The 14,852-nt window shown below is 75.8% G+C and carries 13 protein-coding genes; 4 read left to right on the forward strand and 9 right to left on the reverse strand.

Features of this window, described 5'->3' with window-relative positions:
- Positions 1-12: 12 nt before the first annotated feature.
- The 3 genes from BM414_RS10005 to BM414_RS10015 are packed head-to-tail and all read left to right on the forward strand — an operon-like array spanning position 13 to position 1,987.
- Positions 13-705, forward strand: a complete 693-nt coding sequence (locus tag BM414_RS10005) for a DedA family protein (RefSeq protein WP_093579275.1) — start codon at positions 13-15, stop codon at positions 703-705.
- On the forward strand, positions 702-1,358 hold the full coding sequence (locus BM414_RS10010) for an HAD-IA family hydrolase (RefSeq protein ID WP_093579276.1): 657 nt from the start codon (positions 702-704) through the stop codon (positions 1,356-1,358). Before BM414_RS10005 ends, BM414_RS10010 begins: the two co-directional genes overlap by 4 nt.
- Positions 1,355-1,987: an alpha/beta hydrolase family protein gene (locus BM414_RS10015; RefSeq protein WP_093579277.1), complete on the forward strand. Its 633-nt coding sequence runs from the start codon at positions 1,355-1,357 to the stop codon at positions 1,985-1,987. Before BM414_RS10010 ends, BM414_RS10015 begins: the two co-directional genes overlap by 4 nt.
- Positions 1,988-1,989: 2 nt before the next feature.
- Here the strand turns inward: BM414_RS10015 and BM414_RS10020 are convergent, their stop codons facing one another.
- The 8 genes from BM414_RS10020 to BM414_RS10055 form a co-directional block, all read right to left on the reverse strand.
- Positions 1,990-3,117: an SRPBCC family protein gene (locus BM414_RS10020; RefSeq protein ID WP_093579278.1), complete on the reverse strand. Its 1,128-nt coding sequence runs from the start codon at positions 3,115-3,117 to the stop codon at positions 1,990-1,992.
- Positions 3,118-3,311: 194 nt separating this feature from the next.
- Complete coding sequence (locus tag BM414_RS10025) at positions 3,312-4,169, reverse strand: FAD binding domain-containing protein (RefSeq protein WP_093579279.1); 858 nt, start codon at positions 4,167-4,169, stop codon at positions 3,312-3,314.
- A gap of 28 nt (positions 4,170-4,197) precedes the next feature.
- Positions 4,198-6,696, reverse strand: a complete 2,499-nt coding sequence (locus BM414_RS10030) for a xanthine dehydrogenase family protein molybdopterin-binding subunit (RefSeq protein ID WP_093579280.1) — start codon at positions 6,694-6,696, stop codon at positions 4,198-4,200.
- 73 nt (positions 6,697-6,769) lie between these two features.
- Entirely contained in the window at positions 6,770-7,264 is a 495-nt protein-coding gene (locus tag BM414_RS10035; protein ID WP_093579281.1) for a (2Fe-2S)-binding protein, read from the reverse strand.
- Between the two features lie 234 nt (positions 7,265-7,498).
- Positions 7,499-8,722, reverse strand: a complete 1,224-nt coding sequence (locus tag BM414_RS10040; RefSeq protein WP_093579282.1) for an MFS transporter — start codon at positions 8,720-8,722, stop codon at positions 7,499-7,501.
- A gap of 76 nt (positions 8,723-8,798) precedes the next feature.
- A complete protein-coding gene (locus BM414_RS10045; protein ID WP_093579283.1) occupies positions 8,799-10,118 on the reverse strand; it encodes a GAF domain-containing protein in 1,320 nt (439 codons plus the stop codon).
- Between the two features lie 80 nt (positions 10,119-10,198).
- A complete protein-coding gene (mftF, locus tag BM414_RS10050; RefSeq protein ID WP_093579284.1) occupies positions 10,199-11,632 on the reverse strand; it encodes a mycofactocin biosynthesis glycosyltransferase MftF in 1,434 nt (477 codons plus the stop codon).
- Positions 11,629-12,168, reverse strand: a complete 540-nt coding sequence (locus BM414_RS10055; RefSeq protein ID WP_093579285.1) for a cysteine hydrolase family protein — start codon at positions 12,166-12,168, stop codon at positions 11,629-11,631. The genes mftF and BM414_RS10055 overlap by 4 nt, the downstream gene beginning before the upstream one ends.
- 90 nt (positions 12,169-12,258) lie before the next feature.
- Here BM414_RS10055 and BM414_RS10060 point away from each other — a divergent pair, with 90 nt between their 5' ends.
- Positions 12,259-13,272, forward strand: a complete 1,014-nt coding sequence (locus tag BM414_RS10060; protein WP_093579286.1) for an iron-siderophore ABC transporter substrate-binding protein — start codon at positions 12,259-12,261, stop codon at positions 13,270-13,272.
- A 25-nt stretch (positions 13,273-13,297) separates the two neighbouring features.
- Here the strand turns inward: BM414_RS10060 and BM414_RS10065 are convergent, their stop codons facing one another.
- Positions 13,298-14,803 (reverse strand): purine-cytosine permease family protein, encoded by a 1,506-nt coding sequence (locus BM414_RS10065; RefSeq protein WP_093579371.1) that lies wholly within the window; start codon positions 14,801-14,803, stop codon positions 13,298-13,300.
- Positions 14,804-14,852 lie beyond the last annotated feature (49 nt).

Here is a 14,852-nt window from a genome sequence, read left to right on the forward strand (position 1 = left end):
ACCGTGGGAGCCATGTCCTTCCTGGCCGCCGCCTCGTCCGACCAGGGCGGGCTCACCGCCTGGCTGCTCTCCCTCGTGGACTCGCTGGGCCCGATCGGCGTCGGCTTCAGCATCCTGCTCGAGACGGTGATCCCGCCGATCCCGAGCGAGGCGGTCCTCGGTGCGGCCGGGGTCCTCATCGACAGCCCGTGGGCGTTCGTGGCGGTCGTCGGCTGCGCGACCATCGGCTCGATCCTCGGCGCGATCTTCTTCTACTACATCGGCCGGGCGCTCGGTCCCCGCCGCTCGCACGCCTTCCTCGACCGGCTGCCGCTGGTCGAGACCGCCGACGTCGACAAGACCTTCGCCTGGTTCGAGAAGCACGGGCGCTCGGCGGTGTTCTTCGGCCGCATGGTGCCGATCGTGCGCAGCTTCATCTCGGTGCCCGCCGGCGTCGTGCGCATGCCGTTCGGCCAGTTCGTCCTGTTCTCCGCGGCCGGCAGCCTGATCTGGAACACCGTCCTGGTGACCCTCGGCTGGCTGGCCCGCGACTTCATCGAGGCGAACCTGCACTACCTCGACTACGTCGTCGTCGCCGTCGTCGTCCTCGGCGTGGGCTACCTGGTCTACAAGCGGGTGAAGGACATCCGCCACCACCGCCGCCGCCGCCGGACCACCGCAAGCCGGGCACAGGAGGTCCGCGGGACCGGCGACCGCCCCGCGTGAGCCGCCCCGAGGTCGTCGCCTTCGACGTCAACGAGACGCTGCTCGACCTGTCCCCCGTCGGCGCGGCACTCGCCGAGCACGGGCAGCCGGCCTCCCTGCTGGCCACCGTCTTCGGCCGGACCCTGCACACCGGCGCCGCGGCCACCGTCGCCGGCGTCTGGCTGTCCTTCCGCGCGGCCTTCGAGTCCGCGCTCGCCCAGCTCACCGACCTGTCCGACGGCGACCGCGCGCGGGTGGCCGACGCCTTCCTCGAGCTGTCCCCGCACCCCGACGTCGAGCCCGCGCTGCGCAGGCTGGCGACGGCGGGCGTGCGCGTCGTGACGCTCTCGCACGGCTCCCCCGGCGTGGCCGAGGCGGGGCTGGAGCGCGGCGGGATCACGCCGCTGGTGGAGCGGACGCTGACCAGCGAGTCGGTGCGCGCCTGGAAGCCCTCGCGCGAGGCCTACCTGTGGGCCGCCGGCGCGTGCGGCGTCGCCCCCGACCGCATGGCGCTGGTCGCCGCGCACGGCTGGGACGTGCTGGGCGCCGAGCGGGCCGGGCTGACCGGGGCGTGGTTCCCGCGCACCGAGCGCGTCTACCCACCCGGCCTGCCCGCGCCGTCCGTCGTCGCGCCGGACCTGGCGAGCGCGGTCGACGCCCTCCTGGCGCGGTGAGCTCGCCGGCGCTCGTCAGCACCCCTCTCGGCCCGGCGGCGGTGCACGCCGACGGCCCGGTCGACGGCGCCCGCGGCACGCTGGTGCTGGGCCACGGCGCGGGGGGTGGCGTCGGCTCGACGGACCTCGTCGCCGTCACGGGATCGGCAGCCGCGGCCGACTGGCGGGTGCTGCGGGTCGAGCAGCCGTGGCGGGTGGCCGGCGGACGCATCGCGCCCGCCCCGCCCCGTCTGGACCTCGCCTGGACCGCCGTCCTCGACGCGCTGCGCACCGGCGGCGCGCTGGCCCGGCCCCTCGTCCTCGGCGGCCGCAGCGCCGGCGCCCGCGTGGCCTGCCGGACGGCGACCGCGCAGGGCGCCGACGGCGTGCTGGCGCTGGCCTTCCCGCTGCACCCGCCGGGCCGCCCCGAGCGCAGCCGCGCCGCCGAGCTCACCGGCGCCGGCGCGCCGCTGGCCGTCGTCCAGGGCGGGACCGACGCCTTCGGCCGGCCCGCGGAGGTCGTCGCCGCGCTGGACGGCCTGGCGGCGGCGTCGGTCCTCGCGGTGCCCGGCGACCACTCGCTGAAGAAGGCGCCCGACGCGGTGGCCGCCGCCGCGCTGGCCTGGCTGGAGGACCTGCTCAGCAGGTGACCTCAGCGACGGCGGCGCCGCCGGACGGCCAGCACGAGCAGCAGAAGGACCGCGCCGACCCCGGCCGCGGGCGCCGCGTAGCGGGCGAGGGCGGCACCGCCGGCCACCTCGAGCAGGTCGATCGGCTCGGGCTCGGCCACGGGCTGCCTGCGCACCGTCTCCGCCGTGCCGGTCGGCGTGCTGCGCGGCGGGGCGCCGGTGGCGGGACGGCTCGGCGGCGCGGTGTTGCCCGACGGCGGCGCGCTCGGCGCCCGGCCCGCGGCGGCGACCGGGGCGGTGTCCGGAGCGGCCGGGGCGGTGTCCGACGCCGCCGGGGCGGTGTCCGAGGCGGCCGGCGCGGTGTCCGACGCCGCCGGGGCCCCGCTGCCCACGGCGGTGATCGAGACGGTGTCGGTGGCACCCGTGACGGCGATCGGCGCGGTGATCGGCGCGGTCTCCGTGGGCGGCGGGGCGGCCGCGGCGGCCTTCTTGGCGGCCTGCTTCTTGGCGGGCTTGCCCGAGGCGGAGTCGGTGGCCGACGCGGCGGCCTTCCTCGCCGCCGTGCCGGCCTGGCGCACCTTCTCCGCGACGACGTTGTCGCCGGGCACCTGCTCCACCGACGCCGCGACCTCCTCCGCGACCCCGGTGGCGGTGGCGGCAGCCGAGGCCGCGGCGCTGTCGGCACGCTCGGCGTCGCCCTGCGCGTCGCCCTCGCCCAGCTGGGCGGCGAGCTTGTCGGCGAACTGGCCGAGCAGCTTGTTGCCGACGTCGGTCATCACACCGCGGCCGAACTGGGCCGGGCGGCCGGTGATGTTGAGGTCGGTGAGGACGTCGACCCGCGTGGACGAACCCTCGCCCTGCAGCCTCGCGGTGATCATGGCCGCGGCCGTCCCGTTGCCCCGCTGGTCCTTGCCGCGGGCGTCGATGACGGCGCGGTGGGCGGCCTCGTCCTTCTCGACGAACGACGCCTTGCCCTGGTACGTCAGGTTGATCGGGCCGAGCTTGACCTTGACCCGGCCGGTGAAGTCGTCACCGGTGACCGAGTCCAGTGCGGCGCCGGGCATGCAGGGGGCGATCCGCTCGATGTCGAGCAGCACCCGCCAGGCCTCGTCGACGGGCACGGGGACGGTGAAGGAGTTCTCCAGCTGCACGGTGCGACCTCCGGGGTGGGAACGGACCTCGGCCGGTCCGCCCGGGAGGGCGGGCCGGCCGAGGGGACGGGCGTGTGCCGGGCGCGACCCCGTCCAGGGCACCGACCCGAGCCTCGTGACGTACTGGAACGGCCCCCTTGCAGGGACCCAGCGCGAGCTTGCGAGTGCTGGGGTGCAAGGGGTCCTTCGTCAAGCTACAACCCGGCGGCGGCCGTGACCGCCCGGCGGGTCAGCACCTGTGCGAGGTGCTCGCGGTAGTCGGCCTGGGCGTTGAGGTCGCTGCTCGGGCTGGTGCCCTCGGCCGCCGACCGCGCCGCCGCGGCCACCGCGTCCGGGGACGCCGCGGCGCCGTTGAGGGCGGCCTCGGTGGCCGACGCCCGCAGCGGGGTCGGGCCCATGTTGGTCAGCCCGATCCGCGCCTCGGCGATGTGCCCGTTCTCGCGCCGGACCGCCGCGGCGACCGCGACGATCGACCACGCCTGCGCCACGCGGTTGAACTTCTCGTAGCGCACGCCCCAGTCGCCGGCCAGCTTGGGCACCCGGATCTCGACGAGGATCTCGCCCTCGTCCAGGGTCGTCGTCAGGTAGTCGACGAAGAACTCCGAGGCGGGCACCGTCCGGCGGCCGTTCGGCCCCGCGACGACCATCTCGGCGTCCAGGGCGAGCGCCACCGCCGGCAGGTCACCGGCCGGGTCGGCGTGCGCCAGCGCGCCGCCGAAGGTGCCCCGCCGGCGTGTCTGCCGGTCGGCCACCGTCTCCGTCGCCTCGGCGATGAGCTTGGCGTGCTGGGCGACGAGCGGGTCGGTGATGACCTCGGCGTGCGTGGTCATGGCGCCGATGACCAGCGCGTCGCCGTCGTCCCGCACGCCTCGCATCTCGGCGACCCGGCCGAGGTCGACGACGGTCGACGGCGCGGCCAGGCGCAGCCGCATGACCGGGATGAGCGACTGCCCGCCGGCCATGATCTTGACGTCCTCACCGCCCTCCGCGACCGCCTGCAGGGCCTCGTCGACGCTGGTGGGCCGGGCGTACTCGAACGCAGCGGGGATCATCGCTCCACTCCTTCGTCGTGTCGGCAGATCACCGGTCACCTCCGAGGGACGACTGCGGGGTCGAGACACCGGCGGTGGTCTCGGTCTGGGCGCCGCCGTAGGCGTTGGACCCGGCCGTGGCCCGGTCGCCGCCGTCGCCGCCCTGGTGGATGGCCCGCCAGACCCGCTCCGGGGTCAGCGGCATCCGGATGTCCTGCACCCCGAGGTGCCGGACGGCGTCGAGCGCGGCGTTGACCACCGCCGGCGTGCTGGCGATGCACCCGGCCTCGCCCACGCCCTTCGCGCCGATCGGGTTGCCCGGCGCCACGTGCACGGTGTTGCCCGTGTCGAAGTGCGGCAGGTCGGCGGCCGAGGGGACCAGGTAGTCCACGAAGCTGCCGGTGGTGAGGTTGCCGTCGGCGTCGTAGACGGCCTCCTCGTACAGCGCCTGCGCGATGCCCTGGGCCAGGCCGCCGTGCACCTGCCCCTCGACGATGAGCGGGTTGACGATCGTGCCGACGTCGTCGACGCAGGCGTACTTGCGGATCTTCACGAACCCGGTCTCGGTGTCGACCTCCATGGCGCACACGTGCGTGCCGTGGGGGAAGGAGAAGTTCACCGGGTCGAAGGTCGCGTCCGCGTCGATCGACGGCTCGACGTCCTCGGGGTAGTCGTGCGCCGCGAACACGGCCAGCGCGATCTCCTGGATCGACAGCGCCGTCCCCGGCGTCCCGCGGACGGTGAACTTCCCGCCCGAGAAGTCCAGGTCGTCCTCGTTGGCCTCCAGCAGGTGCGCGGCGACCTTGCGGGCCTTGGCGACCACCTTGTCGGCGGCCTTGACCACCGCGGTGCCGCCGACGACCAGCGAGCGCGAGCCGTAGGTGTCCATGCCCTTCGGGGCGACGGCGGTGTCGCCGTGCAGGACCTCGATGTCCTCGAACGGCACGCCGAGCTGGTCGGCGACCAGCTGGCTCCACGCCGTCTCGTGGCCCTGGCCGTGCGGCGTCGAGCCGGTGACGACCTCGACCTTCCCGGTGGGCAGCATCCGGATCGACGCCGACTCCCAGCCGCCCGCGCCGTAGGACAGCGAGCCGAGCACCCGCGAGGGCGCCAGTCCGCACATCTCGGTGAAGGTGGAGAAGCCGATGCCCAGCTGCACCGGGTCGTTCGACTCGCGGCGGCGGCGCTGCTCCTCGCGGAGCTCGGGGTAGCCGAGCAGGTCCAGCGCCTGCTGCGTGGCGGTGTCGTAGTCGCCGCTGTCGTACTCCAGGCCCGCCACCGTGGTGAACGGGAACTCCTGCGACTGGATCCAGTTCCTCCGCCGCACCTCCAGCGGGTCCATGCCCAGCTCGACGGCGAGCTCGTCCATGATCCGCTCGACGGCGAAGGTGGCCTCGGGCCGGCCGGCGCCGCGGTAGGCGTCGGTGGGGACCTTGTTGGTGAAGACGCCGTCGCACTCGAAGCGGTAGGCCGGGAACTTGTAGATGCCCGGGAACATGAAGGCGCCCAGGGCCGGTACGCCCGGCGTGATCAGCCGCAGGTAGGCGCCCATGTCGGCGAGGATCCGCACGCGCAGGCCCTGGACGTCGCCCTCCCGGGTGGAGGCGATGTCGACGTACTGGATCTGGTCGCGGCCGTGGTGGGCGGCCATGAGCGACTCGCTGCGGGTCTCGGTCCACTTGACCGGCTTGCCGAGGCGCCGCGCGACGAGCAGCGCGATGACCTCCTCGGGGTTGACCTGCAGCTTGCCGCCGAAGCCGCCGCCGACGTCGGGGGCGACGACGCGCAGCTTGTGCTCCGGGATGCCGGTGACCATCGCCAGCATCACGCGCAGCACGTGCGGGATCTGGGTGGCCGACCACATCGTGAAGTTGTCGCCCTGCGGCTGGACGACGACCGAGCGCGGCTCCATGAACGCCGGGATGAGCCGCTGGTTGACGAACCGCCGGCTGACCACGACGTCGGCGTCGGCGAACGCCTGCTCGGTGTCGCCGCCCGTGCCGGCCTCACCGGCGTCGAAGACGAAGTGGTAGCTGGTGTTGGAGTCGATGTGGTCGTGGCAGAGGTCGGCCTCGTGCTTGACCGCCTCCTCCATGTCGAGGACCGGCGGCAGCAGGTCGTAGTCGACGTCGACCAGCTCGATCGCGTCGGCGGCCGCGGACCTCGAGCGGGCGACGATGACGGCGACGGCCTCGCCGACGTGGTTGACCTCGTCGACGGCGATCGAGGGGTGGCCGGGGTTGACCATGTCGGCGGTGACCGGCCAGGCGCAGGGGATGGAGCCCTGCTCCTCGGCGAGGTCGCGGCCGGTCAGGACGGCGACGACGCCCGGCGCCTGCTGCGCGGCGCTGACGTCGACGTTGGTGATCTTGCCGTGCGCCACGGGACTGCGGACGACCGACATGTGCAGCATCCCGGGCAGGACCATGTTGTCGGTCCACGTGGTGCGCCCGGTGATGAGGCGGGCGTCCTCCTTGCGGCGGCGGGCCTTGCCGACCTCGCGCTCCGGCGCGACCTCGGCGGTCGCCGGGTCCTCGGTGACGGTCATCGTGCCTCCTCGCTGGCGCTCGTCGGCGCGATGCCCGACGGTGCTGTGCCCTCTGCTGACCTCGCGAGCTCGGTCACGCCTGCGCTCCCAGGGTGTCGGAGGAGCCGGACATCTCGCCGGCGGCCTGCTGCACCGCGCGGACGATGTTCTGGTAGCCGGTGCACCGGCAGAGGTTGCCCTCGATGCCCTCGCGGACCTCGGTCTCGCTCGGGTTCGGGTTCTCCTTGAGCAGGTCGATCGAGGCCATGATCATCCCGGGCGTGCAGAAGCCGCACTGGAGCCCGTGCATCTCGTGGAAGGCCTTCTGCACCGGGTGCAGGTCGCCCTGGCTGCCGATGCCCTCGATCGTGGTGACCTCCGCGCCGTCGGCCTGGACGGCGAAGACGGTGCAGGACTTCACGGCCTGCCCGTCGAGGTGGACCGTGCACGCGCCGCAGTTGCTGGTGTCGCAGCCGACGACCGTGCCCACCTTGCCGAGCGCCTCGCGCAGGTGGTGGACCAGCAGGGTCCGGGGTTCGACCTCGTCGGTGTAGCTCACTCCGTCGACCCTCATGCTGACCTGGGTCATGGATCCTCCGCTCCGTTGCAGGGGGCGAGTGCGCCCGGTGTCGCGGGCGCTCTTGCGGCGGAGTCTGTCAACGGCGGAGTGACTTAGGCCACGCTTACCTGTGACACGGGCGACACCGGTCCCGCACCAGCGGCCGATGGTGCCCCAGAGCTCCGCAGTTGCGGCTGGGGATCGGCGGGTCGGGACCGCAGGGCGGAGGTTGCACCCCCGTTGCAGCAGCCCGGGCGGCGTCGCTCAGGCGGGGACGGCGCGCAGCTCGCGCCGGCGGAGCAGCGCGCTGGCGAGGAGGGCGACCAGGCCGGGGACCCCCAGCCCGACGCCGACCAGGCTGGGTGCGGTGTAGCCCAGCCCGGCGGCGATGACCACGCCGCCCAGCCAGGCACCGAGCGCGTTGGCGGCGTTGAGCGCCGAGTGGTTGAGCGCGGCGCCGAGCATCTGCGCCTCCCCGGCCACCTCCATCAGCCGCAGCTGCAGGCACACGACGAGCACGGACGTGCTGACCGAGAGCAGGAAGACGCCCATCAGGAGCGTGGGACCCGTGCGCGCCGCCGGCCCGACCAGGGCGAGCAGCACGGTGACGGCGACCAGCGCGCCGACGAGCGACCGGAACAGCGCGACGTCGGCGAGCCGGCCGCCCAGCGCGGTGCCGGCGACCCCGCCGACGCCGAAGACGAGCAGCACCCACGGCACGGCGCCGCGGGAGAGGCCGGTGACCTCGGTGGTGAGGGGAGCGATGTAGCTGTAGACGGCGAACATGCCGCCGAAGCCGATCGTGGCCACCGCCAGGGTGAGCAGCACCTGCGGCCGGCGCAGCGCGCCGAGCTCGGAGCGCACGGTGGCGCCCCGGTCGCCACGGGAGGAGGGGACGACGGCGAGCACGGCCGCGACGGTGAGCGCGGCGAGCACGACCACCGCCCAGTAGGCCGACCGCCAGCCCATCGTCTGCCCCAGCCAGGTGGCGGCGGGGACGCCGGCGACGTTGGCCACCGCCAGGCCGAGCATCACCGTGCTCACGGCCCGGCCCCGAAGCGAGTCCGGGACGAGCGACGCGGCGACCAGCGAGGCGACGCCGAAGTAGGCGCCGTGGGGCAGGCCGCTGACGAACCGGGCGAGCAGCAGCGTGGTCGAGCCCGGCGCCAGCGCACTGAGCGCGTTGCCGGCGAGGAAGGCGGCCATCAGCCCGACGAGGAGGGCGCGGCGCGGCAGCCGGGCGCCGAGCGCGGCGATCACCGGCGCGCCGACGACGACGCCGAGGGCGTAGGCGGAGATGACGTGACCCGCCGTCGGGATGTCCACCCCGACGCCGCCGGCGATGTCGGGCAGCAGGCCCATCGTGACGAACTCGGTGGTGCCGATCGCGAACCCGCCCAGCGCGAGCGCGACGAGGGCGACGGCCACGCGCGGGGTGGCCAGGGTCGCGGTCGCGGGAGCCGGGGGGACGGCGGTGCGGGCACTCACGTAGCCGTGCCAAGGAGCCCGCGGCCGTGCCGTATTCCGGACGCGGCAGGAATGGCCACTCCTGCCGCTCGGGGGGTCAGGTGCGGGACGCCCGCCGGAGGGCCAGCAGGTGGGCGGCGACCGCGCCGCGCCGCGGGGACCCGGCGGGCAGGGCCTCGAGGCAGGCCTGCCAGGCGACGGCGTCGTCGCGGGCCTCGGGCAGCGCGATCCAGCGCAGCAGCAGCTGGGGCCGGCGGCTGTTCAGGACGGCGGCCCGCAGCGCGGCGCCGGTGCGGCGGCGGGCCGCGGCGACGCCCGGCGCGGTCGAGCGCGGCAGCACCGGGCCGGGGTAGGCGTCGAGCGCGGCGGCGACCGCACCGCGGTCGAGCAGCCGGCGGACCCGCTCGAGATCGGTCTGCAGCGGGCGCAGCAGCCGGTAGGGGCGCGAGCCCACGAGGTCGTCGCCGACCAGCCGGCGCAGCCGGGACAGCTCGGCGCGCACGGTGACCGCGGCGGTGTCGCCGGCGTGGCACTCGGCGGCCAGCTGCTCGGCGCTGCGCCCCTCCCCCGCGGCGGCGGCCTCGGCGAGCAGGAGCAGCAGCTCGGAGTGACGCAGCGACAGCTCCACCGCGCCGGCGGGACGCGTGAGCCGGGCGCGCTCCCGGCCGAGCACCTCCAGCAGCGGCGCGACCGGGCGCGCCGGCGCGGGACGGGGGCCGCGGGCGGCGTCGCGCTGCTCCTCGCGGTGCAGCCAGCGCAGCTCCGACTCGACGGCGGCCACGGTGGCGCGGACGAGCGTGAACACGTGCGGGCTGGCCACGTGGTCGCCGCCGGTGACGTCGATGGCGCCCAGGAGCACGCCGGTGACCGGGTGGTGCACCGGCGCGGCCGAGCAGCTCCACGGCTGCACCGGGCGGCGGTAGTGCTCGCTGCCGTAGATCTGCACCGGGTGGTCGACCGCCAGCGCCGTCCCCGGGGCGTTGGTGCCGGCGACCTCCTCCGACCACCGGGCGCCGGCCACGAAGTTCATGGTCTCGGCCAGCGCACGCAGCCGGCGGTCGCCCTCCACCCACAGCATCCGGCCGTCGGCGTCGGTGACCGCGACGATCATCCGGTCGGCCTCGGCGTCCTCCACGAGCAGCCGGCGGATCACCGGGAGCACCGCCCCGAGCGGGTGCGCGGCGCGGTAGGCGGCCAGGTCGTCGTCGAGCAGGTCGACCGGCGGCCCCTGGCCGTCGGGGTCGACGCCGCTGCCCAGGCTGCGCCGCCAGGAGTCCCAGACCACAGACCGCACGTCCGGCCGCGGCGGCGGATCCCCGCGGGTCACCAGCGTCTCGTGCGCCGCCCGCAACCGGCGGGTCAGCCCGGGCGTCGGGGCGCCGTCGGGCAGCGCGAGCCACGGGCTGACGCCGGTCACGGCGTTCTCCCCGGGCTGAGAGTCATGGTCTGCCCATGGTGACCCGCGTCGCAGGATCGCGCCACGCGCGGGGCCGCAGGTCAGACGCGGGGTGGCGAGGCCGGCAGCAGCGCCGACGGGTCGCGCCTGCACAGGGCGCCCGCCCACAGCCCGGCGCCGTAGGCGAGGTCCTCCAGCCGGCGCGCGACGGCGAAGCGCAGCGGGCCCACCTCCGCCCGGTGCGGCCACCACGCGAGGACGGCGTCGGCGGTGGCGACGGCGAGCGCGGCCCACCGGGCACGGCGGGAGACCAGCGCCGCGACGGCGGTGAGCGGCCAGTGGTGCCGGGTGGCCGAGCGGGCGAGCGTGCGGCCGGCCGCTGCGGTGCCGCGCAGCACGAGCACGGCGGCCAGTCCGGCGGGGGCGCGGCGGCCCGGGCCGGCGAGCCGGCGTGCCAGGCGGACCGTCGCGTCGCCGAGCACGGCCACCGCCAGCACCCGCCCCGCCCGGCCGCCGCCCGCCGCCAGGACCAGCGCGGCCGCCGACCACGGGCTGACCACCACCGGCGCGACGGCGCGGCCGTGCCGGGCCGCCAGCGGTGCCGCGCCGGTGCCGTAGACGGCCCGCCGGCGCAGCCAGGCGACCGTGGACGACGGGTGCTCGTGGTCGACGCGCGCGGCCGGCTCGTAGCGCACGCGCCACCTCGCGGCGGCCAGCCGCCACACCAGGTCGACGTCCTCGGCCACCCGCATGCCGGCGTCGAAGCCCTCCCCCAGCGCGGTCCGCCGGACCAGCAGGGCGGCGCTGGGCAGGTAGGACAGGCCCGACAGGGGTGCGACCGGTCCCGGGTGCGGCCCCATGTCCAGGGCGCTGACCGCCGTCTCGTAGGGCGTCACCCAGCCCGGGTGTGCGGCCGGCAGGGCGGTGATCCGCGGGGCGACGACGGCCAGCCGCGGGTCGGCGAGGTGCGGCAGCAGCGCGCCCAGCCAGCCCGGCCGCGGCACGCAGTCGGAGTCCAGGAAGGCCACGGCCTCCGTCGTCGCGGCGCGCAGCCCGGTGTTGCGCGCCGCGGCGGGGCCTCGCGAGCGGTCGTGCCGGAGCACCTCGGCACCGCCCGCGGCGGCGGCCGTCGCCAGCGCCGGGGCGTCGGCCGACCCGTCGTCGACGACGAGCACCCGCACCCCCGCGGTGTCCGGGTCGGCGCGCAGCGCCGCCAGCAACCGGACGACGCCGACGGTGCGGTCGCGCACCGGGACGACGACGGTGACGTCACCGGGGCCGGGCGCCGGGCCGGCGGGCTCGGGGACGGCGACCCCGGCGTCCTGCAGCCGGGCGGCGAGCGCCGCCGTCGCCGGGCTCGTGACGGCGAGGCGGTCGCCGGCGAGCAGGTCGCGGGCCCGCGGGGCCAGCCGCAGCAGGCGCAGCGGCGAGCCGCCGAGCAGCGCCGCCCCGCCCTCGAGCCGGCGGGTGCGCGGGTCGAGGTGCACCGCCCAGCCGTCGGGCAGCCGGGCCTCCGGCGGGAGCGGGACCCTCACCCGGCCAGCACGGCGTCGGTGGTGGTGACCTCCACCAGCGGCGCGTAGAGACCCATGAGGTCCAGCGCCTTGCCGTGGTCGTCGTCGCTGCTGCCGGCGCAGGCGTCGGCGACCACCCGCACGGGCACGCCGGCGTCGGCGGCCGGCAGCACCGTGGAGACGACGCAGCAGTCGGTGGCCACGCCGGCCACGGTCAGCGGCCCGGCGCCGACCGCCTCCGCCAGCTCCGGGCCCCACTTGCCGAACGTGGTCGCCGTCAGCACGCGCGCGGCGCCCGGGTCGTCGACCAGGTCGTAGAGCGGGGCGTCCGGCGGCTGCAGGGCGAACGGGTACTGCTGGTAGTAGCCGACCCAGGCGCCGGCGGGCTCCCGCGGCGCCACGAAGCGGGTGAGGACGACCCGCTCGCCGAAGGCGTCCACCAGGCGCCGGACGCGCGGGCGGACCTCCTCGAAGCGGGGCGCCGTCCACGGGGAGTCCGGGTCGCCGAACACCCGCTGCATGTCCACGACGACGAGCCAGCCGGGGAGGTGCGTCACGTCCGGACCCTAGCGGGGGAACCGGCCGGGTCCGCCTCCAGTCCACCGTGGTTAGGTGAGCCTTCCCTGACCTGTCCGAGGAGAACCGTCATGTCCCGTCCCCTGCTCCGGCGCACCGCCCTGGTCGCCGCCGCCCTCACCACCGCCGGGGCGCTGGCCGCGTGCGGCGCCGACGACGCCGGGGCGGCGGCCGGCGCGTCGTCGTCCTCGCCCGCCGGCGGCGGCAGCGGGGACTTCCCGGTCACCGTCAGCACCGCGTTCGGCGACGTCGAGGTCGACGAGGAGCCGCAGCGCGTGGTGGCCCTCGGCTGGTCGGACGCGGAGACGGCGCTCGCGCTCGGCGTGCAGCCGGTCGGCGCGAGCGACTGGCTGGCCTTCGGCGGCGAGGGTGTGGGGCCGTGGGCCGAGGGCCTCTACGACGAGGCGCCGGAGGTCATCGAGACGCTCGAGCCCAGCCTCGAGGCGATCGCCGCGCTGGAGCCCGACCTGATCCTCGACACCCGCTCCCCCGCCACCCAGGAGCGCTACGACTTCCTCAGCGCCATCGCCCCGACGATCGGCCAGCCCGAGGGCGTGGACCCCTACCTGACCACCTGGCAGCAGCAGCTCGACCTGGTGGGCCAGGCGCTGGGCCGGACCGACGAGGCCGAGCTGCTGCGCAGCGACCTCGAGCAGCGCTTCTCCGACGCCGCCGCGGCCCACCCGGAGTTCGACGGCACCGAGGTCGGCGTCGGCGCCTTCTCCTCCGAGGGCTTCGGCGCCTACGTCCGCGGCGACACCCGCGTCGACTTCATGGAGACCCTCGGCTTCATCAACGAGCAGGCGATCCAGGACCTCGCCACGGAGAGCTTCTTCGTGCCGGTCTCCGACGAGCAGGTCTCGCTGCTCGACGCGCCGCTGACCGTCGTCTTCCCGATCTTCGTCGACCCGTCGCAGATCACCGGCAACCCGCTGTGGCAGACGCTGGGCTCGGTGCAGCAGGGCTCCGCGGTCCTGCTCGACGACGAGACGCTGGCCAACGCCTTCTCCAGCGGCTCGGTCCTCGGTACCGAGTACGCCCTGGAGAACGCGGTCCCGCTGTTCGCCGAGGCCCTGCAGGGCTGAACGCTCAGCGCACCACCGGAGGCCGTCACGGGACCGCCGGGGCGGCCTCCTGCGTCCTCAGGGCCTCCTGCGCCCGCACGGCCGTGCGGCGCAGCGCCAGGGTGCCGATCAGCCCCACGAGGAAGGCGGCCAGGACGCCGAGGTTGGCGAACGCCCAGTCGCCCTCCCGGCCGCCGAGGCCCAGCGGCCCGAGCAGGTAGCCCTGCCAGTCCAGCCAGCCGGCCAGGGTGTTGGTGACCAGTCCCCAGCCGAGCACCGTCCCGGCTCCCAGGAGCAGCAGCGGCACCGGCGGGACGGCGCCGTAGCGGCCGCGCGCGTCGTACAGGTCGGCCTCGGCGTAGGACCGGCGGCGCAGCGCGAGGTCGGCGAGGAAGATGCCGCACCAGGCCGCGATCGGGACGCCCAGGGTGATCAGGAAGCCCTGGAACTGCACGAAGAAGCCGCCGGCGGCGAAGAAGACCACCCAGATCGCGCCCAGCACCATCAGCGCGCCGTCGATGCCCGCCGCGACCGGGCGGGGCACCCGGATGCCGGCTGCCAGGAGCGACAGGCCGGACGAGTAGATGTCCAGCAGCGCGCCGCCCACCAGGCCGAGGACCGCGACGACGACGAACGGCACGAGGAACCAGGTCGGGAGCAGGGCGGCGAGCGCGCCGATCGGGTCCCCGGCGATCGCACCGGACAGTTCCGGGTCCGAGGCCGCCAGCAACAGGCCGGTGCCCAGCAGGACGACGGGGGCCAGCGCGCCGCCGAACGTCGTCCAGCCGACGACGCCGCGGGTGGACGCGGCACGCGGCAGGTAGCGGGAGTAGTCGGCGGCGGCGTTGACCCAGCCGAAGCCGTAGCCGGTCATCGCCAGGACCAGCGCGCCGACGACGGCCGCCGTCGAGCCGGACGGGACGTCGGTCACGGCCGACCACCGGACGTCGCCGGCCACCAGGACGACGTAGACGACGGTGAGCACACCGCCGACCACCGTGATGACCGCCTGCATCCGCATGATCGCGTCGAAGCCGAGGACGCCGCCGGCCACCACCAGGGCCGCGACGACGAGCAGCGCGACCACCTGCGTCGCCGTCCCGCCGCTCCAGCCGAGCTGGCCGAACACCGTGGCCGTGGCCAGCGTCGCCAGCGAGACCAGCACCGTCTCCCAGCCGACGGTGAGGATCCACGACAGCGCCGCCGGCACCCGGTTGCCGTGGACGCCGAACGCGGCGCGGCTGAGCACCAGCGTGGGTGCCGAGCCGCGCTTGCCGGCGATCGCGACCAGCCCGCAGAGCAGGAACGACACGACGATCCCGACGACGCCGGCCACCAGCGCCTGCGCCGCGGAGATGCCGAACCCGAGCAGGAACGACCCGTAGGCCAGGCCGAGCACGCTGACGTTGGCGCCGAACCACGGCCAGAACAGCGAGCGCGGCCGCCCGCGGCGCTCCTCCTCGGCGATGACGTTGATGCCGTTGGTCTCGACGGCGCCCCGCGCGGGCGCCGCGGCGCCCGCGCCCTGATCGACGGCCGGCTGCTGGGTCATCGACGTCTCCTCCCCGATCGCGTTCCCCGCCATCCTGGTGCTCCCGACG

The organism is Geodermatophilus amargosae (assembly GCF_900116515.1).
Classification (GTDB): Bacteria; Actinomycetota; Actinomycetes; order Mycobacteriales; family Geodermatophilaceae; genus Geodermatophilus; species Geodermatophilus amargosae.

Bases quoted from the DNA above. Each gene is read 5' to 3' on its own strand.
- BM414_RS10065 (WP_093579371.1), bottom strand. From the start codon at position 14,803: ATGACCCAGCAGCCGGCCGTCGATCAGGGCGCGGGCGCCGCGGCGCCC.
- BM414_RS10060 (WP_093579286.1), top strand. From the start codon at position 12,259: ATGTCCCGTCCCCTGCTCCGGCGCACCGCCCTGGTCGCCGCCGCCCTC.
- BM414_RS10025 (WP_093579279.1), bottom strand. From the start codon at position 4,169: ATGATCCCCGCTGCGTTCGAGTACGCCCGGCCCACCAGCGTCGACGAG.
- BM414_RS10030 (WP_093579280.1), bottom strand. From the start codon at position 6,696: ATGACCGTCACCGAGGACCCGGCGACCGCCGAGGTCGCGCCGGAGCGC.
- BM414_RS10035 (WP_093579281.1), bottom strand. From the start codon at position 7,264: ATGACCCAGGTCAGCATGAGGGTCGACGGAGTGAGCTACACCGACGAG.
- BM414_RS10005 (WP_093579275.1), top strand. From the start codon at position 13: ATGTCCTTCCTGGCCGCCGCCTCGTCCGACCAGGGCGGGCTCACCGCC.